Here is a 23,804-nt window from a genome sequence, read left to right on the forward strand (position 1 = left end):
AGCGAACGATCTTTGAAAACTGAATAGGAAATTAAACAACGAACGTCAATTAAAAAGGAAACAAAAAGGATAAAACTGACAAAGAAGTCAGTGTCATAAATGAGCAATTCAAACGGAGAGTTTGATCCTGGCTCAGGATGAACGCTGGCGGCGTGCCTAATACATGCAAGTCGAACGAACGGAAGAGAGCTTGCTCTTGGAAGTTAGTGGCGAACGGGTGAGTAATACATAACCAACCTACCTATAAGGACTGGGATAACGTTTGGAAACGGACGCTAAAACCGGATAGGTCATTGGAAGGCATCTTCTGATGATTAAAGGTGAGAAACACAAATAGATGGGGTTATGTCGCATTAGTTAGTTGGTGAGGTAATGGCTCACCAAGACGATGATGCGTAGCCGGCCTGAGAGGGTGAACGGCCACATTGGGACTGAGACACGGCCCAAACTCCTACGGGAGGCAGCAGTAGGGAATTTTCGGCAATGGGCGAAAGCCTGACCGAGCAACGCCGCGTGAGTGAAGACGGCCTTCGGGTTGTAAAGCTCTGTTGTAAAGGAAGAACGGCCTGGATAGGATCTAGGAGTGACGGTACTTTACCAGAAAGCCACGGCTAACTACGTGCCAGCAGCCGCGGTAATACGTAGGTGGCAAGCGTTATCCGGAATTATTGGGCGTAAAGGGTGCGTAGGCGGTTGATTAAGTTTTAGGTGAAAGCGTGGGGCTCAACCCCATATAGCCTAAGAAACTGGTCGACTAGAGTACAGGAGAGGGCAATGGAATTCCATGTGTAGCGGTAAAATGCGTAGATATATGGAGGAACACCAGTGGCGAAGGCGGTTGCCTGGCCTGTAACTGACGCTGAAGCACGAAAGCGTGGGGAGCAAATAGGATTAGATACCCTAGTAGTCCACGCCGTAAACGATGAATACTAAGTGTTGGGGAAACTCAGTGCTGCAGTTAACGCAATAAGTATTCCGCCTGGGGAGTATGCACGCAAGTGTGAAACTCAAAGGAATTGACGGGGGCCCGCACAAGCGGTGGAGTATGTGGTTTAATTCGACGCAACGCGAAGAACCTTACCAGGTCTTGACATACCGGACAAGCCTATAGAGATATAGGGGAGGATGAAGGATACAGGTGGTGCATGGTTGTCGTCAGCTCGTGTCGTGAGATGTTGGGTTAAGTCCCGCAACGAGCGCAACCCTTGTCTTCAGTTACCATCATTAAGTTGGGGACTCTGGAGAGACTGCCGGTGATAAACCGGAGGAAGGTGGGGATGACGTCAAATCATCATGCCCTTTATGACCTGGGCTACACACGTACTACAATGGCAACTACAGCGTGAAGCCAGCTAGTGATAGCGAGCAAAACACACAAAGGTTGTCTCAGTTCGGATTGAAGTCTGCAATTCGACTTCATGAAGTCGGAATCGCTAGTAATCGCGGATCAGCATGCCGCGGTGAATACGTTCTCGGGCCTTGTACACACCGCCCGTCAAACCATGAGAGTTGGTAATACCCGAAGCCGGTGGCCTAACCTGTAAAGGAGGGAGCCGTCGAAGGTAGGACTGATGATTGGGGTTAAGTCGTAACAAGGTATCCCTACGGGAACGTGGGGATGGATCACCTCCTTTCTAAGGAGAAAGAAGTACAGTAATTGAGTTAAGCGTTTATTTCCTATTTAGTTTTGAGAGATCGGTGATTTCTCAGAAGTTCTTTGAAAACTGAATAACAGAGAAAGACAGATATTAAGGTCTTTCCGAAAAGTTGAAAAACTAGATTTCAAAAATCAGAACAGCAATGAAATGATTTTAGGAAAAACATAGTAAAAACAGTTCAATCTAAAAAAAGAAGTCCACGAGAAGAAATCTCAGTCTTGTGGCGAAGTGATTAAATGAAAAAGGGCGTACGGTGAATGCCTTGGCATAATGAGCAGAAGAAGGACGCAGCGAACGGCGAAACGCCTCGGGGAGTGGTAAGCACACAGAGATCCGGGGGTATCCGAATGGGGGAACCCAGCACTGGTAATGCAGTGTTATCCACAAGTGAATACATAGCTTGTGAGAAGAGAACGCAGGGAATTGAAACATCTTAGTACCTGTAGGAGAAGAAAATAAAAATGATTCCCTAAGTAGTGGCGAGCGAAAGGGGAAGAGCCCAAACCAGTCTAAGGACTGGGGTTGTAGGACCACAACGTGGTACTCAAACGGTTAGTCGAACGGCATTGAAAGGTCGGTCAAAGAAGGTGCAAACCCTGTAGACGAAAATCGAATGAGACCTAGTGGAATCCTGAGTACGGCGAGGCACGTGAAACCTTGTCGGAATTAGCCGGGACCATCCGGTAAGGCTAAATACTCCATTATGACCGATAGTGAACCAGTACCGTGAGGGAAAGGTGAAAAGAACCGCGGGAGCGGAGTGAAATAGAACCTGAAACCGTATGCTTACAAGAAGTCAGAGCCCGTTAATGGGTGATGGCGTGCCTTTTGTAGAATGAACCGGCGAGTTACCAATACGTGCGAGGTTAAGTTGAAGAAACGGAGCCGAAGCGAAAGCGAGTCTGAATAGGGCGACATAGTACGTGATGGTAGACCCGAAGCCGTGTGATCTAGCCATGATCAGGTTGAAGGTTGGGTGATACCAACTGGAGGACCGAACCGACCACCGTTGAAAAGTTGGCGGATGAATTGTGGCTAGCGGAGAAATTCCAATCGAACACGGCGATAGCTGGTTCTCCCCGAAATAGCTTTAGGGCTAGCGTCGAGGTAAGCAACCTGGAGGTAGAGCACTGAAATCATGATGGCCCCATCTAGGGGTACTGAATGGTATCAAACTCCGAATGCCAGAATTGTATACTCGGCAGTCAGACTGTGGGTGATAAGGTCCATGGTCAAAAGGGAAACAGCCCAGATCATCAGTTAAGGTCCCAAAATTTCTGCTAAGTGGAAAAGGATGTGGGGATGCACAGACAACTAGGAGGTTGGCTCAGAAGCAGCCATCCTTTAAAGAGTGCGTAACAGCTCACTAGTCGAGTGACCCTGCGCCGAAAATGTACCGGGGCTAAGCAGAATACCGAAACTATGGCAATGTCGTAAGATATTGGGTAGGGGAGCGTTCCAATCAGCGTTGAAGCCATACCGTAAGGAGTGGTGGAGCGTTTGGAAGTGAGAATGCCGGTGTGAGTAGCGAGATGTAGGTGAGAATCCTACACACCGATTGACTAAGGTTTCCAGGGGAAGGTTCGTCCTCCCTGGGTAAGTCGGGACCTAAGGCGAGGCTGACAAGCGTAGTCGATGGACAACGGGTTGATATTCCCGTACCCGCACTTGAGTGAAGGAATGACAAAGAAGGTTAGCAATACCCCTTAATGGATTGGGGATTAAGCGAAGTAGGAGACATGTAGGCAAATCCGCATGTCAATCCAAAAGCGTGACGACGAGTGAACGGGCGACCAAGTAGCGAAGTTTGTGATACCAGCTTTCAAGAAAAGTTTCTAGCGTTAATCAAGATGCGGCCCGTACCAAAACCGACACAGGTGGTCAAGGCGAGAAGCCTAAGGTGAGCGAGAGAACTGTTGCCAAGGAACTCGGCAAAATTGCCCCGTACGTTCGCAAGAAGGGGCGCTCTTGTAAAAGAGAGCCGCAGTGAAGAGGCCCAAGCAACTGTTTAACTAAAACACAGCTCTCTGCAAAGTCGCAAGACGAAGTATAGGGGGTGACGCCTGCCCGGTGCTGGAAGGTTAAGAGGATGAGTTAGTCGCAAGGCGAAGCTTTGAATTGAAGCCCCAGTGAACGGCGGCCGTAACTATAACGGTCCTAAGGTAGCGAAATTCCTTGTCAGGTAAGTTCTGACCCGCACGAAAGGCGTAATGATTTGGGCGCTGTCTCGGCAGCAGACTCGGTGAAATCTTAGTACCTGTGAAAATGCAGGTTACCCGCAACTAGACGGAAAGACCCCATGGAGCTTTACTGTAGCTTGATATTGAGTTTTGATTAACTATGTACAGAATAGGTGGGAGGCTAAGAAGTTGGGACGCTAGTTTCAATGGAGCCATCGTTGGGATACCACTCTTAGTTACTTGAAATTCTAACTTATGGCCCTGATCGGGTCAAAGGACAGTGTCAGGTGGGCAGTTTGACTGGGGCGGTCGCCTCCTAAAGAGTAACGGAGGCGCCCAAAGGTACCCTCAGATTGGTTGGAAATCAATCGTTGAGTGCAAATGCAGAAGGGTGCTTGACTGCGAGACTTACAAGTCGAGCAGGGACGAAAGTCGGGATTAGTGATCCGGCGGTGCAGTATGGAATGGCCGTCGCTTAACGGATAAAAGCTACCCTGGGGATAACAGGCTGATCTCGCCCAAGAGTTCACATCGACGGCGAGGTTTGGCACCTCGATGTCGGCTCATCGCATCCTGGAGCTGAATTCGGTTCCAAGGGTTGGGCTGTCCGCCCATTAAAGCGGTACGCGAGCTGGGTTCAGAACGTCGTGAGACAGTTCGGTCCCTATCTGTTGTGGGCGTAGGAAATTTGAGGAACGCTGTCCCTAGTACGAGAGGACCGGGATGGACGTACCGATGGTGTACCAGTTGTCACGCCAGTGGCATGGCTGGGTAGCTAAGTACGGACTGGATAAACGCTGAAGGCATCTAAGCGTGAAACCAATTCCAAGATGAGATTTCCCATTTCCTTGAGAAAGTAAGACCCCTTGAAGACGACGAGGTTGATAGGTCAGAGATGGAAGTACAGTGATGTATGGAGTTGACTGATACTAATAGGTCGAGGATTTAATCACGTCAAGAGTAAAACAAACACAACAACAATTCGGAAAGATACAAAAAATGTCTTAAACTGTTATTTAGTTTTGAGAGAATTTCTCTCACAAATCTGGTAATGATGGCGAAATGGTCACACCTGTTCCCATACCGAACACAGAAGTTAAGCATTTCAGCGGCGATTATAGCTATGCACGCCATAGTGAAACTAGCTCGTTGCCAGGTAACCTTGGATATCCCTTGCGGATATCCTTTTTTCTTGCGTTTTTGGAGCGTTTTAGTTGGAAAATAAGTGAAATAGGAATATAGTTTAGGTACACTCGGAGGTGACGGTATGCATTATGAAATGTTCAATAACCTTATTCAACTTCGAAAAGATGATCATGTACTCGCAGAAATTTCTTTTCCTGAAGTAGAACAAGGTGTTGTGGACATCAATCACACTTTTGTGGATGGATCATTAAGAGGACAGGGTGTCGCAGGTACAATGATGATGATGGTTGCGCATGAATTAAAGAATTCAAATCGCAAAGCATTGTGCTCCTGTAGCTTTGCCGTAAAATGGTTTAATGAACATCCCGAATTTAAAGCACTACTTCTAGATTAGTGCTTTTCATTTTGTGATATAATATTTTAGCGAGGATAATTTATGGAAATAAAAGTGATAACAAAATCTAAAGAGCAAACAAAAGAATTAGGATTAAAATTAGGTAAACTTGCGAAGCCACAAATGGTATTTACATTGACTGGTGATTTAGGTGCTGGAAAAACAACACTAACGCAAGGAATTGCGAAGGGTTTAAATATTGAGAAAACAGTGAGTAGCCCGACATTTACAATCTGTAAAATATATCATGGTAGAATGGATTTATTTCATTTTGATGCCTACCGTTTGGAAGGATTACATCAAGATTTAGGATTTGAAGAAATGATTCAAGGTGATGGATTAACTGTCATTGAATGGCCAATGTATATTGAAGAATTAATTGGTGATGAATACTTAGAAATTGAAATTCGTTTACTTGATGAAGATGAACGTGAATTTGTATTAAAATCAAATGGTAAACAATATGAAGAATTATTAGGAGAGTTAACAATATGATTACATTATGCATGGATACAAGTCATAAACATTTGACTTTAGCATTAATTCAAGATGATCAATTAATCAAGAAGTCAATGACCGAATGCTTCAAACAACAATCTGAAACTATTTTCCCAGAGCTAGTAAAACTTTGCGAAGAGGCAAAGATAAAACCAGATGATATTCAAGAAGTTGTTGTAACGACAGGACCTGGTAGCTATACCGGTGTTCGTATTGCGATGACAATAGCTAAAGTATTGTGTGCTACAAAAAACATACCATGTTATGCATTAAACACATTGCAACTTTATAGTGGTAATCATGCGAAGTGTTGTGTTTTACTTGATGCCCGTAGTAAACGAGCGTACTTCGCAAAATACAATCATGGAGAAGTAGTGCAAGAACCAGGCGTATTTACAATAGATGAAATACAAAATTTTATAAAGCCCGATGAAGAGATATTAGGAGATGGTTCACTTCTTGGAAAAGAAGATAACTATGTGGATTTAGCAGAGTCCTTTTTATCATTAAAACCCTATTGGGAAAAGGTGGAGAATATTCATTGCTTAGTACCTGAATACTTGAAATCATCAGAAGAATACTTGGTAAAATAAATGATTCGAGAAATGACTCATACTGATTTAAATCGTGTTTCAGAGTTGGAAAAAGAATTGTTTACACTTCCATGGGGAATTGAGGATTTTAAACACGAATTAGAGAATAATGAATTTGCACATTATTATGTATTATTAGAGGAAGATGAGATTGTTGGCTATTGTGGCTTTTGGACATTATATGAACAAGCCCAAATTACAACGATTGGCGTTACAAAAAGTGCACAAGGCAAAGGTTATGCATCCCAGCTTATGCAAGTCATTGAAGATTGTTCATGCAAAGAAGGATGCGAAACACTTTCGTTGGAAGTTAGAGTAAGCAATACTCCCGCACAAAAACTATATGAAAAATTTGGATATATCACGATTAATACAAGAAAATCATATTATAGTGATAACCATGAAGATGCTTTCTTAATGATGAAAGCGATAGGAGGTAGCAATGAGTGAGATCATATTAGCGATTGAGAGTAGTTGTGATGAGACTGCTTGTTCAATTATTAAAGATGGAAAAGAGATATGTTCCAATGTAGTTTCATCACAAATAAATGTTCACAAGAAATATGGTGGTGTTGTACCTGAAGTAGCATCAAGAATCCATGTTGAAAATATATCTGTAGTAATTGATGAAGCTCTTAAAACAGCTGGTATAACAATGAATGATGTTGATGCAATTGCCTTTACTCAAGGTCCAGGATTAATTGGATCACTACATGTGGGTGTTCAAGCAGCTAAAACATTAGCTTGGGCTTTCAACAAGCCACTTGTTCCACTACATCACATTATTGGTCATATTTACGCAAATGGGTTTGTGGATGAATTAGTGTTTCCACTACTTGCATTAGTTGTTTCAGGTGGACACACTGAACTTGTTTATATGAAAGATGAGTGGAGTTTTGATATTTTAGGAACAACTCAAGATGATGCAATAGGTGAAGCCTATGATAAAGTCGCAAGAGTTTTAGGTTTACCATATCCGGGAGGTCCAGCAATTGATAAACTTGCCAAAGAAGGGAAAGCACATTACATATTGCCTACTCCAAAAACAGAGAAAGAACTCGATTTTTCATTCTCTGGGTTAAAATCAGCTGTACTTCAATTAATTCAAAGAGAAGAAAAGAAAGGCGAAACGATAGTTCCTGCTGATCTTGCATATTGTTTCCAAGAAACAGCACTAGATACGCTAGTAAATAAAACAGAAAAGGCTGTACATGAATTTAAACCAAAGCAAGTAGTTCTTGCAGGAGGTGTTGCAGCTAACTCACGATTACGTGAAAAAATGACAGAAACGATTGGTGCAATTGAGGGAGTACACCTTACAATCCCACCACTTTGGTGTTGTACTGACAATGCTGCAATGATGGGTGCTGCAGGTTCTGTTGCTTATCGTCATAAGCTTTTTGGAGCGTTAGATTGTAGTGCGAATCCTTGTAAAGAAATTGATTGTTAAAAAAATAAATCTTTCACAAAGTATTTTCTTATGATATATTAAGGTTGGTGATGAACAATGGAAAAAAATAGAAATGTACCAAAAGCAACACTTCAACGATATCCTATTTATTTGAAGGCTTTACGCAAGTTACAAGATGATGGCATACAAAGAATCATGTCAAAAGACTTGGCTGCAAAAGTTTCAATTAAATCGACTACAATACGTCGTGACTTTTCATTTTTAGGAAATCTTGGTAAACAAGGATTTGGTTATGATGTAAGCAGTTTAATTCAAATCTTTAGTGATGAACTAGGATTAGGATTTGATGAAAAAATCATTCTTGTTGGGGCAGGTAACTTAGGAAAAGCACTTCTAAACTATAATCGTTGGAATAATGTTGTAGGTGAGATTGTTTGTGCATTTGACTTGATGCCTGAGCATGTCACTGGGGCATCTGTTCCAGTGTATCATATGAATGAATTAAAAGAAAAATTACCAGAAGGGTGTCGTATTGCGATTCTTTGTATCTCAAAGAACATTCAAGAAACAGTTGACCTCTTGATTTCTTATGGGATTACTGGTATAGTAGATTTTACTCATGAACACTTTCAAGTTCCTGAGAATATTGTAGTAAAAACAGTTGATGTTGTTTCAAGTATTCAAGAGTTAGTATTTGAAACAAATTCATTTAAAGATTAGGCGATGATAAAAAGGCGCTCTAGTGGACTTTCAAAGAGATTCTAGGATGGTGAAATCTAGAAAAAGAAAAGTAGAGATTGTAACAGTTTTTGAGCCAGGTTGGAGAATTAAGTAGACAACCTCGTTGACGGCGTTAACGTTTTAAAGGTATAACTTTCGTTATACGAAATAGGATGGCACCACGTGTTAATTACGTTCCTTGTTAGGGACGTTTTTTTTATTTAAAAGGAGAGAAACTATGTTAACATTCATGACAGTAAGAGAGCTTTATGAATTAGTTGTATCAGGGGATACAATGGAAATTGACCAAATTGAGTATGTCCAATGTGAAGGATGGATTCGCACAAATCGAAACAATGGATCTGTAGGTTTTATTGAATTGAATGATGGTACTTATTTTAAAAGTATTCAACTTGTATATTCAAGTTCATTAAAAGATTTTGATGCGATTTCTAAGTATTTAACAGGAACTGCAATTCAAGTAACTGGAAAATTTGTACTAACACCTGAGGCGAAACAACCTTTCGAATTACAAGTAACTGAAATCTTATTGGAAGGTGCTTGTGATAACGAATATCCACTACAAAAGAAACGTCATTCATTTGAATACTTGCGTGAAATTGGGCATTTACGTCCACGTACAAACACTTTTAATGCTGTATTTAGAATAAGATCAGTTCTTGCAATGGCAATTCATGAATTCTTCCAAAACCAAGGATTCGTCTATGTCAATGCACCATTAATCACTGGAAATGATGCTGAAGGAGCGGGTGAAGTATTTACTGTTACAACACGTAAAGATGATAACTATGAGGAAGATTTCTTTGGTAAACATGCAAGTTTAACAGTATCAGGACAACTTCAAGCTGAAGCATTTGCATTAGCATTTCGTGATGTTTATACATTTGGACCTACATTTAGAGCTGAAAATTCAAATACAACAACACACGCTAGTGAGTTCTGGATGATTGAACCAGAAATGGCTTTTGCAGATTTACTAGATGATATGGATTTAATTGAAGATATGGTGAAATCATGTATTGACTATGTACTTGATAACTGTCCAGAAGAAATGAAATTTTTCAATGAATTCGTCGATAAGACTTTACTAGAAAGATTAGAAAAAGTTCGTACATCTGATTTTGTACGCATGCCTTATACAGAAGCAATTGATCATCTTCTAAAAGCAGATGTAAAATTTGAAAATAAAGTTGAATGGGGTATGGATTTAAATTCTGAACATGAACGCTACATTTGCGAAAAAATAGTAAATGGTCCGGTTTTCTTAACTGATTACCCGAAAGATATTAAGGCTTTCTATATGCGTTTAAATGATGATGGTAAGACCGTAGCTGCATGTGACTTACTTGTGCCATCTGTTGGAGAATTAGTAGGTGGTTCTCAACGTGAAGAAAGACTTGATGTATTAAGACAAAGAATGAAAGAAATGGGTGTTGATGAAAAAGGACTTGATTGGTATTTGGATTTACGTCGCTATGGTGGATGTAAACATGCTGGATTTGGTCTAGGATTTGAACGTTTTATTATGTATGTTACAGGTATGCAAAATATTCGTGATGTCATCCCATTTGCAAGAACACCAAGAAACTTAAACTTTTAATTTGTAGCGATGTCTAATGACATCGCTTTTACTTTAAACAGAGCCTTTCATTTAAAGGAAATATGCATTACAATAGTAATCGAGGTGCTTTATGGAAAAATATGTATTAAAAACAAATGCAGATGGAAGCGAAATAACGGTTAGAGATGTACAAGATGTTTTGCTTGTAATGTTAAAAGACATTGATGAACTATGTAGACGCAATGATATTCCTTACTGGTTAAATGGTGGATCAGCATTAGGTGCTGTACGCCATAAGGGTTTCATTCCTTGGGATGATGATGCAGATATTGCAATGATGAAAGATGATTATATGCGTTTTATTGAAGTTCTTAAGAAAGAATTACCAGTAGAGTATACCTTTCAATGTTTTGATACAGACAAACGTTACAATGTACTAATTCCGGGAATGAAAATTAGGAAAAAAGGTACTTACTTAAAAGAAGTAAATACACTTTTGCCAAATCGTTGTACGGATAGTGATGGTTTATTCGTGGATGTTTTTGTTTATGATTACTGCACTCCTAATAAGTTTGTGGATTTACCTTTTCGCTTACTTAATCAAGCTTTAATGCCATTTTTGATTGGTATTGACATGCTTCATATCAACCCCGTGTTTTTGAAGCGCTGGTTTATGTCAAATGCAAGAATGTATGGTAATTTAAATAAGGGATCAGAGTATATTGGGTTTGATTTAACATGGACGTTTAAAACGCCATTTCATCCATTTATCTTTAAAAAAGAAGACATATTTCCTGTGCAATATGTAGATTTTGAAGATACAAAGTTACCCATTGCGAATCATCCACATGAATATTTGTGTACAGCAATAGCACCAAGTTATAATACATTACCTCCTGTTGAAAAAAGAGCACCGAAACATATTGTAGATATTGAATTATAGGAGAGAGATATGCTTTATCAAATAAATAAAGGATGTAAATATTTCGGAGCACAAACAGTCTTCGAGGACATCCAGTTTGAAATAAAGAATACTGAAAAGATAGCAATCGTTGGAAGAAATGGTTGTGGTAAATCAACTCTATTGAAATGCATGACGCATGAACTTGAATTGGATCAAGGTACAATTCATCAGCTAAGTGGTACAACAATAGGATATTTAGCACAAACAACTTTTAGTGATGAAGAAAGAACAGTTCAAGAAGAAATGAATTTAGTTTTTCAACCTATCTTTGACTGTAAGAAAGAATTAGAAGAAATAACAGAGAGAATGACAACCGATCATTCTGAGAAAATATTAGAAAAATTTGCACAAGTTCAAGAAAAGTTTGAGCAAATGAATGGTTATAACTATCAAGCAGAATTACTTCAAGTATTTACGAAGTTTGGCTTTACTAAAGAAGAATTAGATCGTAGAATCGAAACATTTTCTGGAGGACAAAGAACTCGGTTAGCTTTTGTAAAACTCTTACTTAGTAAACCAGATATCTTGTTGCTGGATGAACCAACGAACCATTTGGATTTAGAAACAATTGAATGGCTAGAAGGTTACTTGAAAAGATATGAAAAAGCAGTCGTATTAGTCAGTCATGACCGTACTTTCTTAGATCAACTTGCAGAAGTTGTGTATGAAATTGAGTATGGAGAAATGAGTAAATACATTGGTAACTATTCCTCTTATGTTGAACAGAAGAAGCTTGAATATGAGAAACAAGGTAGGGCTTATGAGCGTCAACAAAAAGAAATTGAGAGATTAGAAGCATTAATAGAAAAGTTTAGATATAAAAGAAGTAAAGCGGCTTTTGCGCAATCTAAAATTAAATACTTAGACCGTATGGAAAGAATTGATAAACCACAAGAAGGTAATACAAAGACATTCCATGCTCATTTTACTCCACATGCAAAGGGAGGTAAACGTGTACTTGAAGTAGAAGATTTAGTGATTGGTTATGACAAACCACTTAGCAAGATTAATTTAGAAGTACTATCTGGGCAACGTATTGCGATTCTAGGTGCAAATGGGACAGGCAAGTCAACTTTCTTAAAAACAATTATGTCAATTATCCCAGCTTTATCTGGTAATTATTTACTGGGGCATCAAATCGATGTGGGTTATTTTGATCAGCAATTAGCGCAATTTAACACAAGTAAAACTGTACTTGAAGAGTTATGGGATGATTATCCTGATTTAGATAGAACAACAATTCGTTCAGTATTAGGCCAGTTCTTATTTAGTTCAGACGAAGTTTTTAAAACAGTTGATGTATTAAGTGGTGGCGAAAAAGTTCGTTTATCGTTTGCTAAACTTCTCTTAAAACATTCCAATTTTTTAGTACTAGATGAGCCTACAAATCATCTAGATATTCAAGGAAAAGAAGCGCTCGAAGAATCATTAAAAGGATTTGAAGGAACCATTTTATTCGTGTCACATGACCGTTATTTTATTAAGAAGATAGCAACTTCTGTTTTGTTACTGGATGACTCAGGTGCTCATTTTTATCCTTATGGATATCAAGAATATTTAGATCATGGAAATAAACAAGAAGAAGTAAAACAAGCTCCGAAAATCAAGATTGAAGCAGAAAAACCAAAAATAAAACCAATTAATGCAAAACGAGAAATAGCGAAAATCGAAGGTTTAATTAGTGAAAAAGAAGAATTATTGGAAGCAAAAAGAGAACTACGATTTGACCCTGAATACTATCATGATTATGAAAAAATGAATGATTTAGATGAAGAAATCGACCAAATTCACAATGAGCTAAATCAATTGATGGAAAAATGGGAAGAGTTGAGTGAGTTTTCGTGAAAGGTTTAACAATTGTTGTTTCAAAGCACTATTGTTTAGTGTATAATAGTTTTGGAATTTAGGAGGAAAATTAAATGTCAAATTGTTTAGTAGCACAATCAGGTGGACCTTCATCAGTTATTAATGCAACTGTTGCGGGTGTTGTTAAAGCAAACCAATTAAACCCAGTTTATGATACTGTGTATGGTGGACTTAATGGTATTGAAGGAATTCTTAATGAAAGATTAGTTGATTTAACTCATATGAGTGAAAATGAAAATCGTATTCTTCGTCAAACACCATCAAGTGCATTAGGTTCTTGCCGTTATAAATTAAAAAGAGAAAATGTACAAGATTTCGAAAAATTAATCCAAGTTATGGAAAAATATGATATTGAAACATTGTTCTACACAGGTGGAAATGATTCAATGGATACAGTTGCAGCATTAAGTGAATATGCAGCAGCTAAAGGAATTACTAACCGTCGTTTTGTTGGTTGTCCAAAAACTGTAGATAACGATTTAATGGTTACTGACCATTGTCCAGGATTTGCATCAGCAGCAAAATTCATTGCAACTACTGCAATGCAAACTTGGTTAGATGTAAATGTTTATACTCGTCAAGAAGTATTTGTTCTTGAAACAATGGGTAGAGATGCTGGATGGCTTGCAGCTTCAAGTTGTCTAAGTGGAATTGTTGATTTAGTAGTTCTTCCAGAACAACCATTCAACAAAGAAGTATTCTTAGCAGAAGTTAAGAAATGCATCGAAGAAAAAAATAAATGTTATGTAGTAGTTTCTGAAGGTGTTCGTTACGCTGATGGAACTTACCTTGCAGCTGGTGAAGCTAAGAATGATGGTTTTGGTCATGCAATTCTTGGTGGTGCTGGTAATGCAATTAAAAACTTAATTCTTGAAACAGGTACAGCTTCTCGTTGTAAAGTTCAAGACTTATCAACTGCTCAACGTTGTCATGCTTCTGAACAATCATTAGTAGACGTTGAAGAAAGCTTCAAATTAGGTATGAGTGCTCATATGAGATCTATGGATAAAGCATTCACTGGAAAAATGGTTGGTGTTAAACGTAAAGATACAGCTGAATATGATGTTGAATTCTTTGCAACAGATGCTTCAAATGTAGCTAACCATGTTAAAAACTTCCCAGCAGAATGGATTCTTCCAAACTACCGTGGAATCAGTGATGCAGCTTATAGTTACTTACGTCCACTAATTCAAGGTGAACCAGTAATTATCATGGAAAATGGAATTCCTGCATACGTAAAACCTTATTACATGCGTTAATTAAAGAGCCTGCGGGCTCTTTTTTAGGTGAAAATATCGTTTTTAACTAGCAATTTAGAATTTGATGCAGTAATGACAGATGTTAATTTGTGTTGCTTGTGGCAACGGTTATATTGATATTTAATAGTTGTATCAACACAAAGGAGGAATAGGTTATGTTGAATGAAAATATTAGAAACCTACGAAAAGCAAAAGGACTATCGCAAGAAGAGATGGCTATCAAGTTAAATGTAGTAAGGCAAACAGTATCTAAATGGGAAAAAGGACTATCCGTTCCTGATTCAAGTATGCTTGTATCACTAGCTGATGAACTGGATACTTCTGTAAGTATCTTACTTGGAGAAACTGTACTGGAACAATGTTTGAATGAAGGAGATTTAAAGAGTATTTCAGAAAAACTTGAGGTTATCAATCTTCAACTTGCTAAAAGAAATGAAATGAGAATTCGGATAATTCGTTACTTGCTTACATCAGTATGTACAATTATTTTAGTATTATTTGTTGCTTTTGCAGCTATGCGTAGTGAATATTTGACTTGGGATTTTAATAATCCAGAGTTTGCAATTGCAGGTACTCTATTACATGGTTTTGAATTTTTATTTGTAAGAGTAGCACCATTCATTTTTATTGGATCTATCATTGGAATTGTATTCACTTATAAAAAGAGATAAATTTCAGTTTGTTGAGCAGTTAATCATATATAGATTGATTGCTTTTTATTTGTGATGAAAAAGCACTTCCCATGAAGTGCAAGTTCTTACATAATAAGTTAGTCATATCAAAGTTTATTCATATGTGGTAAATGCATTAATAGGTTACTCGCAATAGTTGCTAAATATAGATGTCATGCGGATAATTTATCTATAATAAAAAGCAGTCCGAAGATTGCTTAGTATTTCAAACACATAATATTCTCATGGCCACAAACTTGACCAGTGAATTCAAATCCAAAGGATTGATAGAGTTTCACTGCAATGTTATTTTCAGGTTCTACACCTAAATAAATACAATGTTTTGTTTTGTCAGATTGAATGCTTTGAATTATTAATTGTAAAGCTGCTTTTCCATAACCTTTACCTTGTAGTTGTGAATCAATCATAAGTCGATAAATCCAATACTCGTGGTCATCTCGATCGATACATGTCATTACAAAGCCTACTAGTTGATTAGCGTAGTAGACTGCTTGTGGTTTTAACTCTTTTTGAACATATGCTTGAGCGATTGATACAGCGTTTGATGCAACAAACTCTTTCTGTTCTTCTAAAACATCAAGAGAAATAACTTCCCAAAAATTTTCAATATTCACTTCTTTTAATTCAATCATTATTTTCCTCCATTTGATTGTGAGGATTATTTAACACAAATCCTCCCTGTGTTTAGTACGTACAATTTCATAAAACATCACTCCTTCCATTAGAATTAGTATAGTGTATAAAGATGAATTCAACAAGAATTCAATATTCTACTAACAGTCGGTTGAAAAATAAGATAAACTGAATATGCTTGTTGTAGGAGGGATAGTATGAATACAATTAACAATCAAAAGTTTGGTGAATTTCTTCAAGAATTAAGAAAAGAAAAAAACTTAACTCAAAAAGATGTTGCTGAACATTTAGGTGTATCAGATAAAGCTGTAAGTAAATGGGAAAGGGGATTATCTTTTCCAGATATTACATTGTTAGAACCAATAGCCAATTTCTATAATATTTCATTAACTGAACTTTACCATAGTGAGAAAATAGATATGAATGATACGTTGCATGTGGATGAAATAAATACCATTCTACACAATTCACTTGAAATTTCAAATAAAGAAAATGAATTCATGGATAAACGTCGTACATATAGAAATATCCTATTTTTAGTATCCTTGGTTATCATGGTTATGGAAATAACTTATCTTATTAATAACAATTATTTCCCAGAGACTTTATTGAAAAGTAGATTTCCAATGATGATAGTAGCATTACTTTTACTGAGTTATTTTACTTTCTTTGTAAAAACAAAACTACCGATTTATTATGATAATAATAAAATTAGTTTTTATAGCCAGTATGGGGTAAGATTTCATATTGCTGGCTTAGCATTAAATAACAATAATTGGCAAAAAATAATCGATACAGTATGTATTTCTACTGCAAGCTATATAATTATTGCACCTATCATTATTTATCTGCAAAGTGCCTATGTCTTATTTAATTATTCAACACTAGAGGCTATTTTAGGAGCTTATTTGATTTTCACTATAGTCATTCCAACTTATGTAGTAGGAAAAATGTACAAGTAGTCCATGGTTTGAATATGAAATTTGAATATGCTATACTCAAAGCAGTTATAAGTGTCGGAGGTATCAAGTGAAAATACAAGAATCTGCAGAAAACTACTTAGAGACTATTTTGGTATTGCATAAGAAAATGACAAATGTTCGATCCATTGATATAGCAAACGAAATGGGATTTTCAAAACCGTCTGTAAGTGAACAAATGAAAAAATTTAGAGAAAATGAGTTAATTCAAGTTGATGGGAATGGTTATATTACCTTAACTGAAAAGGGTGTAGAATTGGCTGAAAAAGTGTATGAACGTCATGAAATGGTAGCACAATTACTCATGGACTTAGGTGTTGATCAAGAAACAGCATATCAAGACTCATGTCGAATTGAACATGTACTGAGTGATGTTACCTTTGATTGTATTAAAAAGTATTATTTATCAATAAAGAAATAGAAGAGAAATCTTCTTTTTTTTCTTGTAATCACTTTCGTTGTGAAACTAAAATTTGCATGTTATAAATGAATTGTATCAAAAAGTAGGTGATATGATGAGTATTGATGAGATACTTGATGTTTTACAAACCCAATCCAATCCAACAAGAATCAAAGTGAATGAGAAAAATGGAAATTTGCTACCACAGTTTGGTGTTCCTATGGGAGTATTACGAAAACTGGCGAATGAAATTGGTATTAATCAGAGTCTAGCTATTTCATTATGGGCTATCGAAAATCTAGATACACGTATGTTAGCTGTAATGATAATGGATCCAGAGGAAATGAGTAAAAAAGAGATAGACATGTTAGCGAAGCAAATCGATTTCTGTTATTTAATGGATGAATTTGTTGACGATGTCGTATTTGAACATAAAGATAGAGAATACTTCTTAGATAAATGGAGTAAGAGTAAACAAGATATTTTAGGTAGAGGTGGCTGGTATCTAATTGTCAAAGAATTATTAGGCAATGAATGTTTGCCTCAAAAAATTGATGAATATCTTGATGTTATTCAAAAAGAGTTAAAAGACACTTCAATTAAAAAGCAAGAAGTAATGAATCGTGCTTTATGTGAAATTGGAATACATTATCCAAATTATACAAAGAAGTGTTTAAAAATTGGAGAAGAACTTGGTGTTTATAAAGAAATGAAAGTATCAAAAGGTTGTACATCACCTTATGCGTTAGAATGGATACGTGTGGGCTTAGCCAAAAAGAAAGAAAAGGTGAAAAAATGAGCGTAAATGTGTATTTTAATTTTGATGGAAATTGCGAAGAAGCAGTAAAATATTATGCAAATGTATTTGAAGTTGAACCTAAGATTATGAAATTTGGTGATATGCCTGGTAATCCAGGATATCCAATGTCAGATGATTTAAAAAATAGAGTATTACATGCAAATATGATGATAGAAGGAAGTCAATTGATGTTTTCTGATACGATGCCAGGAATGGAATTTATTGTAGGAAATAACTTGAGTTTGACGGTAGTAACAAAAGATGCAGAAAAGCTAACTCAATGGTTTAATAAGTTAGCTAAAGAAGGATTTGTCGTTATGCCACTTGAAGAAGCATTCTTCAGTGAATTGTATGGGTATGTAAAAGATAAATACGGCGTAGGATGGCAATTTAATCTTGAGAAAGAGCAATAGCTCTTTTTTTTTGAACATTCAATTCTTCAAGACTATTGGTTGATTAAAACAAATCGAATCAACTAAGGTAATCTCAAAGAGATTTGTAATTGTAAGGGTTGCGATTGATATAGGTGGTTTATTCTCATTGTTGTAAAAACAAGTATTGATACCAGCATTGAAACCAGACAAAATATCAAGCTCCCTATCCCCAACCATGATGGTTTCGCTTTTATCTAATTTGTATTTGGTAACTAAATATTCTATTCCATCAGGACTTGGTTTTCTATCAAATCCGTTTTCTTTTGTAATACATTTGGTGAAGAGCGTATCTAAATTATATTTTACTAATAATTCAAAAGTAGATGAGCCTCGGTGTGTGAATATAAAATTCTTTCCACCTTGATTCACTATGGCTTCGCATGTTTTATATGTATCTGGATAAGGGGCACATTTATCGTTTTCTATATTTTTACGTATTTCGTTAAATCGTGATATAAAAGAGGAACAATTATATTTTTTTGTGATATAGTCAGTAGCTGTTGAAACAGATATTTTCATTAGTGATTCGATTAGCTCTAAACTTTCATCAATATTAAATTCTTTCAATGCAAGATGAAAAGATTCCACCATTGCAGGATAGCTATCAAACAAAGTGCCATCAAAATCCCAAATTACATTTTTATATTTCATCTTATTCATCCTCAACATCATTATAAGGGAAACTATTGTGGTGTTCTAGCTTAAAAGTTATGCTTTTTAAGTATATCAACATATGAGTTATAAGTATTTGAATGAGTAATAGAATAACAATATACTTATCTTAATTAAAGGAGAAAACAGATGAGTAAAAAAATATTAGTTATATCGACAAGTTTAAGAAAAAATGGGAATTCAGAATTACTAGCAAATGAATTTTATAAAGGTGCTACAGATGCAGGACATGATGTTGAACAAATAAGTCTAATTGATAAGACAATTAATTTTTGTAAAGGTTGTCTTGCTTGTCAAAAGACAAAAGAATGCGTTATTAAGGATGATGCCATTGCAATTGAAAAGAAGGTACTTGAGAGTGATGTTTTAGTTTTTGCAACACCTATCTATTTCTATGAAATGAGTGGTCAAATGAAAACATTATTAGATCGTTTGAATCCACTATTTACAAAAGAGTATAAATTTAAGGATATTTATTTTTTAGCATCAGCTGCTGAAGAAGAGGATACCGCAATGGATTATGCAATTCAAGGATTGAAAGGCTGGATTGAATGCTTTGAAAGTTCAGCCCTTAAAGGTGTAGTAAAAGCGATTGGTGTCACAGATGTTGGTGATATGAAGGAACATTCAAATTATTTACTTGAAGCATACCAACTAGGAAAACAGGCATGATACAAGATATCTTTAAATCTTTTATTGTTCTAGGTTCTTGCTTCCTGCTTAGTGGATGTATGCAAAATCAAGTCAATCAAGATTTAAATGTAGAAGAAAATCAACCAGAAGAGTTTAATGAAGGAGTTGAACAAATGATGATAACTGCAACAATCAACGAAATTGAATATGAAATCATATTAGAAGATAACAATACAACAAGAGCATTCATAGATTTATTACCCTTAACTATTCAGATGGATGATTTAAACAATAACGAGAAATATTTTTATCTTGATGCTGCTTTGCCAAGTGATTCCTATAATCCAGAAACTATTCAACCAGGTGATTTTATGTTGTATGGTAATAACTGTATTGTATTATTTTATAAATCATTTCAAAGTAATTTTTCATATACAAAGCTAGGTACAATTAAAAATACCGATGGTCTTCAAGTAATTGCGGCATCAACATCAATTGAGGTTACATTTGCAAAATAGTCTTACACATTGTGTAAGACTATTTTTACTTATATAGATTTTATAGCAAATAAAATTGGATTAGCGAGCACTATATTTCTTAAAACAATTTCTTCCACAATCCTTTGCAGAGTACAATGCTTTATCTGCTTGTTTAATCGCAATCTCAAAATCATCATAAAGGCTTTGGCTTAGATTACTATATCCTATAGATAGTGTTAGTATGGATTCACATTCTGAATTTTCATGCGGTATTGATAGATTCTTGATACGGGATGCAACATTAGTGATGTAGTCTTCGATTTGTTCATCTGTTTTATTTAAACAGATACAAATAAATTCATCTCCACCATAGCGACAAGGTATAATGTTAGGAATTTCATATTTTTTAAGTGCAAATGAAACTTCACGAAGAGCAAAATCACCACTAACATGACCATAGGTATCATTGTATTGTTTAAAGTAATCGATATCGACCATAATAATTCCAAAGCGTTCTACTACTAAGTGATTTTGTTGTGTAACAAGATTAAAATATCTTCGATTATAAAGTCCAGTAAGTTCATCTAAATTTATTTCATCAGCTAGTCGCTCATTTTCTTTAAGCGTACTCTCGTGTTCTTTTATCATTTCAAGAAGATTAATCTTTGCATTCATTCCTAGAACACGAACTTCACCTTCCGCCTTTAGTACATTATGCATTGTTGCATAATAGTCTTCATAACTTTTTAAAAGTTCATCCTTTGGCGCAAAGGTTTGTGCAAACATAGTTTTTAAATCAATGAATCGTTGCATTAGTAATACTTCATTGATTGTGCAGTTTTCCGAAAGTAAATCAATACATCTTTTAGCACATTCAATATTTTTAAGTTTTACAGCCGCACGACCAATTGGTATTAAACATACGATTAATAAATAGCGATCATCAAGACCATATAAGTTACTATCTAGAATTTCGTTTGCGATATTGATTGCTTCTTCCGCATTGTTTTTAAATGATTCAAGAAGACAACGACCTGATTGGTAACAAAGTTTATGAAACGATTTATCTTCTTCACTTTCATAAGTTGATTGCTCACAAATGGTTAAATATCTTTGCATTTCATCTAACTTACCAAGATAACCATTCACAATGGAAAGATTGTATTCTAGCATGGTTATCAAACGATTATCTTTACAATCTTGTTCAATCATTGTTTTATATGCAAGTAAGTAGTAATGATTTGCTTGTTCATAATCATCATGTTGTTCATACATGTCTGCAATATTGTTCCAAGCATTACAGATTTGATATGTATTTCCTAATTCCTGTGCAATGGATTGAGATTCCATATAATATTGGATAGCGTTTTGTTCATCATTGATTAAATGATAATAGAAACCAAGTAGATGACATGTTTTCATGTAAAGCTCAGGATATGTTTTCGTACTACAAAAATTACGAGCAATTGTTAAATACTTTCCTGACTGAATTGAATCATTCATAGCTAAGTAGTAATCACCTAAATAAGTATAGGCAAAAGCCTTTGCATAAGTTGATCCTTCATGATTTGCGAATTCCAACAATTCTTCACAGCATTTTTTTTCTAGCTCTAAGTCAGTGAATCTAACTTTTAGTATAGTATCAATCAGTGTTCCTGCTTGAGTTAAGGTTGTATCCATAGTAATGCCTCCCATTGAATTGGTTTCTATAAGTAAGTGTAAACTAAATTTATTAAAAAGGGTAATTATGAATAAATATACTCGTATATCCTATGCAAAGCAAGTTTTCTATTCATCACTCTTACAAATACAGAATGGATGCCCAGAAGGATCAATCATAGTAATAAAATCTGTATCGCCATATTGATTTGAAGCAATGTGTGCACCAAGTTGAATTGCTTTTATTTTTGCTTCTTCAATATTATTAAATTGAAAGTCAAAATGAATTTGTTTTTGTTGCTTATTTTCTTCTTCTGGCCAAACGGGTTCTATAAAATCTTCTTCCTTTGAAAATAAAAACAAGATTCCAGTAGAACTTTTTATTCCAAGACATCCATATAAATTCACTTTTTCCCAATGCAATAACTGATGATAAAATTCTTGAAGAATTAAATCATCCTTACAGTCAATCATGATATTTCCTAGTTTTACTTCTTTATTCATGAGGATTCTCCTTATTGTTCATGCAAATTATGGATTGAGTAGGAACACCAATATCATTCGCAATAACATCACATTTTGTAACCAATAGAAAGTAAATATTTTTGTTTGTGACTTCACTTAAACTTTCATAATTGGCTTGTCCTTTGGATAGTATCATATCTACTTGATTAAACAGAGTTAGAAAATCTTCGCTTACTCTACTTAATACTGTTCCAAGCGAATCATCACCATTGCTGATTATGGTAGCAACTTCATCCATTCCTACATAGTAAGCGTCTTCCTCAATTGAATCATTTACTACTGGTGCACCACGCACACCAAAATAAATGGTTAGTTGGGGATTAACTTCCTTTATTTTCTTTATAAATAGTTTATCTAAGAAAATCTCACCACAATTGTCACCAAGGTAAAGAAGTGATTTACTATTTTTAATATCATGAATTAATTTATCTGAATGATTAATTGTAAATACTTTTTCATTTATCCTATCAAACCATTTTAATTTCTCTTCTTCTGTTGACTGATGAATTGGATTGAAATCAATAATATTACCGATAGTCGCAATCAGTAAAGCTTGATTAAAAGAGTTTGAGTTAGAATTGATTAGTGATTGAAAATAATCAGATTTGTTAAGAAATAAAGTATTATAATAATTTCTTATCTCTAAGTATGGATCCAAATTGGTAGTGTACTTCTTTAAGAGTCTAAAAGTATAACCAATCACTTCTGGATTTGATTTTGAAAAATCGAGTGTACTTAAATAAAGAAATAGGTCTTTATATAATTGCTCACGATTCTCAATCTTAGTGATTTCACATATTTTAATTGCTTGATTAACTAAGCAGGGTAAGCATTTTTCATTTATTTTCATATAGACCTCTTTTAAATTGTACCATGTTGATGATTACAGTGCGCTCATTATTTTGTATTGTCTATCCAATAACGATTGACTGTAATTCCATCCTCATCAAGTGCTTGATTTTCCAAAACACCACCGTTATTTAATATCACCTTTTGTGAAGCATAGTTATCAAAATCACACGTTACAAGAACTTTCTCTATACCCATCTCCAATAGCTTTTTTAATGCAAGCTTAAGAATGATATCACCATATCCAAATCCTCTAAATTCAGGGCATATACCATAACCCAAGTGTCCACCATCTATGATATTTGTATGATTAAGATAATGTCTTATAGATACTGCACCTAAGATTGCTCCATCATCGCGCTTAAGAAGAAACAATGTTTGTGGAACTTCTTCTCCAATATCTATGCCATTTTCCCAATTCGTTAAATACCTCAACCATTCAAAATAATTCCCATCAAAGTGCCAAAGCAATCCTGGATTCATTCGACCACCAAAAATTTTCCATCTTTCCATTAAATTGTGTATCGCATTTTCATCTGTTGAGTTCGGTTTTACTAAGCAGCATTTGTTCATAAAATACCTCCGTAAAATTTATTATATATAAATAACTTCAAGTAAATCATTTTAGTTAAATAATTCAATAAATTGGCGGAGAAAGAGGGATTCGAACCCCCGCATGCTTGCACATCTGCTGGTTTTCGAAACCAGTCCCTTCAGCCTCTTGGGTATTTCTCCGTATCTATAGTATAATGCAAGTCATTGGAAAATAAAATGATTG

At 35.8% G+C, this 23,804-nt stretch carries 23 protein-coding genes, 1 tRNA gene and 3 rRNA genes; 20 read left to right on the forward strand and 7 right to left on the reverse strand.

Annotated elements, in window-relative coordinates; genetic code table 11:
* Positions 1-109: 109 nt before the first annotated feature.
* The 14 genes from B5D14_RS09975 to B5D14_RS10040 all read left to right on the forward strand — a co-directional run bounded on the left by B5D14_RS09975 (position 110) and on the right by B5D14_RS10040 (position 14,942).
* Positions 110-1,634: ribosomal RNA gene (locus B5D14_RS09975) — 16S ribosomal RNA — on the forward strand.
* A gap of 254 nt (positions 1,635-1,888) precedes the next feature.
* Positions 1,889-4,791, forward strand: a 23S ribosomal RNA gene (locus B5D14_RS09980).
* A 91-nt stretch (positions 4,792-4,882) separates the two neighbouring features.
* Positions 4,883-4,996 (forward strand): 5S ribosomal RNA (gene rrf / locus B5D14_RS09985).
* The 16S, 23S and 5S rRNA genes sit together here, the layout of an rRNA operon.
* 109 nt (positions 4,997-5,105) lie before the next feature.
* A complete protein-coding gene (locus B5D14_RS09990; RefSeq protein WP_078712493.1) occupies positions 5,106-5,378 on the forward strand; it encodes a GNAT family N-acetyltransferase in 273 nt (90 codons plus the stop codon).
* 42 nt (positions 5,379-5,420) lie between these two features.
* Entirely contained in the window at positions 5,421-5,873 is a 453-nt protein-coding gene (gene tsaE, locus B5D14_RS09995; protein WP_078712494.1) for a tRNA (adenosine(37)-N6)-threonylcarbamoyltransferase complex ATPase subunit type 1 TsaE, read from the forward strand.
* Positions 5,870-6,469, forward strand: a complete 600-nt coding sequence (tsaB, locus tag B5D14_RS10000) for a tRNA (adenosine(37)-N6)-threonylcarbamoyltransferase complex dimerization subunit type 1 TsaB (RefSeq protein ID WP_078712495.1) — start codon at positions 5,870-5,872, stop codon at positions 6,467-6,469. The genes tsaE and tsaB overlap by 4 nt, the downstream gene beginning before the upstream one ends.
* Positions 6,470-6,919 (forward strand): ribosomal protein S18-alanine N-acetyltransferase, encoded by a 450-nt coding sequence (gene rimI / locus B5D14_RS10005; protein WP_078712496.1) that lies wholly within the window; start codon positions 6,470-6,472, stop codon positions 6,917-6,919. It begins immediately after the preceding gene.
* On the forward strand, positions 6,912-7,919 hold the full coding sequence (gene tsaD, locus B5D14_RS10010) for a tRNA (adenosine(37)-N6)-threonylcarbamoyltransferase complex transferase subunit TsaD (protein ID WP_078712497.1): 1,008 nt from the start codon (positions 6,912-6,914) through the stop codon (positions 7,917-7,919). The genes rimI and tsaD overlap by 8 nt, the downstream gene beginning before the upstream one ends.
* A 57-nt stretch (positions 7,920-7,976) precedes the next feature.
* A complete protein-coding gene (locus tag B5D14_RS10015; RefSeq protein ID WP_078712498.1) occupies positions 7,977-8,600 on the forward strand; it encodes a redox-sensing transcriptional repressor Rex in 624 nt (207 codons plus the stop codon).
* Between the two features lie 238 nt (positions 8,601-8,838).
* Positions 8,839-10,221 carry an asparagine--tRNA ligase gene (gene asnS / locus B5D14_RS10020; RefSeq protein WP_078712499.1) on the forward strand — a complete coding sequence of 461 codons (1,383 nt, stop codon included), beginning with the start codon at positions 8,839-8,841 and terminating at the stop codon, positions 10,219-10,221.
* A 91-nt stretch (positions 10,222-10,312) separates the two neighbouring features.
* Positions 10,313-11,125, forward strand: a complete 813-nt coding sequence (locus tag B5D14_RS10025) for a LicD family protein (protein WP_078712500.1) — start codon at positions 10,313-10,315, stop codon at positions 11,123-11,125.
* Between the two features lie 9 nt (positions 11,126-11,134).
* Entirely contained in the window at positions 11,135-12,991 is a 1,857-nt protein-coding gene (locus B5D14_RS10030; RefSeq protein ID WP_078712501.1) for an ABC-F family ATP-binding cassette domain-containing protein, read from the forward strand.
* A gap of 74 nt (positions 12,992-13,065) precedes the next feature.
* Entirely contained in the window at positions 13,066-14,271 is a 1,206-nt protein-coding gene (locus tag B5D14_RS10035; RefSeq protein ID WP_078712502.1) for a 6-phosphofructokinase, read from the forward strand.
* Positions 14,272-14,426: 155 nt separating this feature from the next.
* The gene (locus B5D14_RS10040) at positions 14,427-14,942 is read left to right on the forward strand and encodes a helix-turn-helix domain-containing protein (protein WP_078712503.1); all 516 of its coding nucleotides are present in this window, start codon (positions 14,427-14,429) and stop codon (positions 14,940-14,942) included.
* A gap of 218 nt (positions 14,943-15,160) precedes the next feature.
* Here the strand turns inward: B5D14_RS10040 and B5D14_RS10045 are convergent, their stop codons facing one another.
* On the reverse strand, positions 15,161-15,595 hold the full coding sequence (locus B5D14_RS10045) for a GNAT family N-acetyltransferase (protein WP_078712504.1): 435 nt from the start codon (positions 15,593-15,595) through the stop codon (positions 15,161-15,163).
* A gap of 198 nt (positions 15,596-15,793) precedes the next feature.
* On the opposite strand from B5D14_RS10045, the gene B5D14_RS10050 reads away from it, so the two are divergent.
* The 4 genes from B5D14_RS10050 (at position 15,794) to B5D14_RS10065 (ending at position 18,188) form a co-directional block, all read left to right on the forward strand.
* Entirely contained in the window at positions 15,794-16,558 is a 765-nt protein-coding gene (locus B5D14_RS10050) for a helix-turn-helix domain-containing protein (RefSeq protein ID WP_078712505.1), read from the forward strand.
* Positions 16,559-16,625: 67 nt separating this feature from the next.
* The gene (locus B5D14_RS10055) at positions 16,626-16,997 is read left to right on the forward strand and encodes a metal-dependent transcriptional regulator (protein WP_078712506.1); all 372 of its coding nucleotides are present in this window, start codon (positions 16,626-16,628) and stop codon (positions 16,995-16,997) included.
* A 94-nt stretch (positions 16,998-17,091) separates the two neighbouring features.
* Entirely contained in the window at positions 17,092-17,775 is a 684-nt protein-coding gene (locus B5D14_RS10060; RefSeq protein ID WP_159443781.1) for a DNA alkylation repair protein, read from the forward strand.
* Positions 17,772-18,188 (forward strand): VOC family protein, encoded by a 417-nt coding sequence (locus B5D14_RS10065; RefSeq protein WP_078712508.1) that lies wholly within the window; start codon positions 17,772-17,774, stop codon positions 18,186-18,188. The genes B5D14_RS10060 and B5D14_RS10065 overlap by 4 nt, the downstream gene beginning before the upstream one ends.
* 18 nt (positions 18,189-18,206) lie before the next feature.
* Here the strand turns inward: B5D14_RS10065 and B5D14_RS10070 are convergent, their stop codons facing one another.
* The gene (locus B5D14_RS10070; protein WP_159443782.1) at positions 18,207-18,860 is read right to left on the reverse strand and encodes an HAD-IA family hydrolase; all 654 of its coding nucleotides are present in this window, start codon (positions 18,858-18,860) and stop codon (positions 18,207-18,209) included.
* Between the two features lie 150 nt (positions 18,861-19,010).
* Between B5D14_RS10070 and B5D14_RS10075 the strand changes: the two genes are divergently transcribed.
* Positions 19,011-19,553 carry a flavodoxin family protein gene (locus B5D14_RS10075; protein ID WP_078712510.1) on the forward strand — a complete coding sequence of 181 codons (543 nt, stop codon included), beginning with the start codon at positions 19,011-19,013 and terminating at the stop codon, positions 19,551-19,553.
* Positions 19,554-19,612: 59 nt separating this feature from the next.
* Positions 19,613-20,032: a cyclophilin-like fold protein gene (locus B5D14_RS10080; RefSeq protein ID WP_159443783.1), complete on the forward strand. Its 420-nt coding sequence runs from the start codon at positions 19,613-19,615 to the stop codon at positions 20,030-20,032.
* Between the two features lie 60 nt (positions 20,033-20,092).
* On the opposite strand, the gene B5D14_RS10085 is transcribed toward B5D14_RS10080, so the two are convergent.
* The 5 genes from B5D14_RS10085 to B5D14_RS10105 all read right to left on the reverse strand — a co-directional run bounded on the left by B5D14_RS10085 (position 20,093) and on the right by B5D14_RS10105 (position 23,761).
* The gene (locus tag B5D14_RS10085; protein ID WP_159443784.1) at positions 20,093-21,673 is read right to left on the reverse strand and encodes a tetratricopeptide repeat-containing diguanylate cyclase; all 1,581 of its coding nucleotides are present in this window, start codon (positions 21,671-21,673) and stop codon (positions 20,093-20,095) included.
* Positions 21,674-21,781: 108 nt separating this feature from the next.
* On the reverse strand, positions 21,782-22,156 hold the full coding sequence (locus tag B5D14_RS10090) for a VOC family protein (RefSeq protein WP_078712513.1): 375 nt from the start codon (positions 22,154-22,156) through the stop codon (positions 21,782-21,784).
* Positions 22,149-23,027, reverse strand: a complete 879-nt coding sequence (locus B5D14_RS10095; protein ID WP_078712514.1) for a damage-control phosphatase ARMT1 family protein — start codon at positions 23,025-23,027, stop codon at positions 22,149-22,151. Before B5D14_RS10095 ends, B5D14_RS10090 begins: the two co-directional genes overlap by 8 nt.
* A 47-nt stretch (positions 23,028-23,074) precedes the next feature.
* Positions 23,075-23,599 (reverse strand): GNAT family N-acetyltransferase, encoded by a 525-nt coding sequence (locus tag B5D14_RS10100; RefSeq protein ID WP_078712515.1) that lies wholly within the window; start codon positions 23,597-23,599, stop codon positions 23,075-23,077.
* A 73-nt stretch (positions 23,600-23,672) separates the two neighbouring features.
* Positions 23,673-23,761, reverse strand: a tRNA-Ser gene (locus tag B5D14_RS10105).
* Positions 23,762-23,804 lie beyond the last annotated feature (43 nt).

This window comes from Anaerorhabdus furcosa (assembly GCF_900167375.1).
In the GTDB taxonomy this organism is placed as follows: domain Bacteria; phylum Bacillota_I; class Bacilli_A; order Erysipelotrichales; family Erysipelotrichaceae; genus Anaerorhabdus; species Anaerorhabdus furcosa.

Coding starts and splice junctions, on each gene's coding strand:
- B5D14_RS09990 (WP_078712493.1), top strand. CDS start 5,106: ATGCATTATGAAATGTTCAATAACCTTATTCAACTTCGAAAAGATGAT.
- tsaE (WP_078712494.1), top strand. CDS start 5,421: ATGGAAATAAAAGTGATAACAAAATCTAAAGAGCAAACAAAAGAATTA.
- tsaB (WP_078712495.1), top strand. CDS start 5,870: ATGATTACATTATGCATGGATACAAGTCATAAACATTTGACTTTAGCA.
- rimI (WP_078712496.1), top strand. CDS start 6,470: ATGATTCGAGAAATGACTCATACTGATTTAAATCGTGTTTCAGAGTTG.
- tsaD (WP_078712497.1), top strand. CDS start 6,912: ATGAGTGAGATCATATTAGCGATTGAGAGTAGTTGTGATGAGACTGCT.
- B5D14_RS10015 (WP_078712498.1), top strand. CDS start 7,977: ATGGAAAAAAATAGAAATGTACCAAAAGCAACACTTCAACGATATCCT.
- asnS (WP_078712499.1), top strand. CDS start 8,839: ATGTTAACATTCATGACAGTAAGAGAGCTTTATGAATTAGTTGTATCA.
- B5D14_RS10025 (WP_078712500.1), top strand. CDS start 10,313: ATGGAAAAATATGTATTAAAAACAAATGCAGATGGAAGCGAAATAACG.
- B5D14_RS10030 (WP_078712501.1), top strand. CDS start 11,135: ATGCTTTATCAAATAAATAAAGGATGTAAATATTTCGGAGCACAAACA.
- B5D14_RS10035 (WP_078712502.1), top strand. CDS start 13,066: ATGTCAAATTGTTTAGTAGCACAATCAGGTGGACCTTCATCAGTTATT.
- B5D14_RS10040 (WP_078712503.1), top strand. CDS start 14,427: ATGTTGAATGAAAATATTAGAAACCTACGAAAAGCAAAAGGACTATCG.
- B5D14_RS10045 (WP_078712504.1), bottom strand. CDS start 15,595: ATGATTGAATTAAAAGAAGTGAATATTGAAAATTTTTGGGAAGTTATT.
- B5D14_RS10050 (WP_078712505.1), top strand. CDS start 15,794: ATGAATACAATTAACAATCAAAAGTTTGGTGAATTTCTTCAAGAATTA.
- B5D14_RS10060 (WP_159443781.1), top strand. CDS start 17,092: ATGAGTATTGATGAGATACTTGATGTTTTACAAACCCAATCCAATCCA.
- B5D14_RS10065 (WP_078712508.1), top strand. CDS start 17,772: ATGAGCGTAAATGTGTATTTTAATTTTGATGGAAATTGCGAAGAAGCA.
- B5D14_RS10070 (WP_159443782.1), bottom strand. CDS start 18,860: ATGAAATATAAAAATGTAATTTGGGATTTTGATGGCACTTTGTTTGAT.
- B5D14_RS10075 (WP_078712510.1), top strand. CDS start 19,011: ATGAGTAAAAAAATATTAGTTATATCGACAAGTTTAAGAAAAAATGGG.
- B5D14_RS10080 (WP_159443783.1), top strand. CDS start 19,613: ATGCAAAATCAAGTCAATCAAGATTTAAATGTAGAAGAAAATCAACCA.
- B5D14_RS10085 (WP_159443784.1), bottom strand. CDS start 21,673: ATGGATACAACCTTAACTCAAGCAGGAACACTGATTGATACTATACTA.
- B5D14_RS10090 (WP_078712513.1), bottom strand. CDS start 22,156: ATGAATAAAGAAGTAAAACTAGGAAATATCATGATTGACTGTAAGGAT.
- B5D14_RS10095 (WP_078712514.1), bottom strand. CDS start 23,027: ATGAAAATAAATGAAAAATGCTTACCCTGCTTAGTTAATCAAGCAATT.
- B5D14_RS10100 (WP_078712515.1), bottom strand. CDS start 23,599: ATGAACAAATGCTGCTTAGTAAAACCGAACTCAACAGATGAAAATGCG.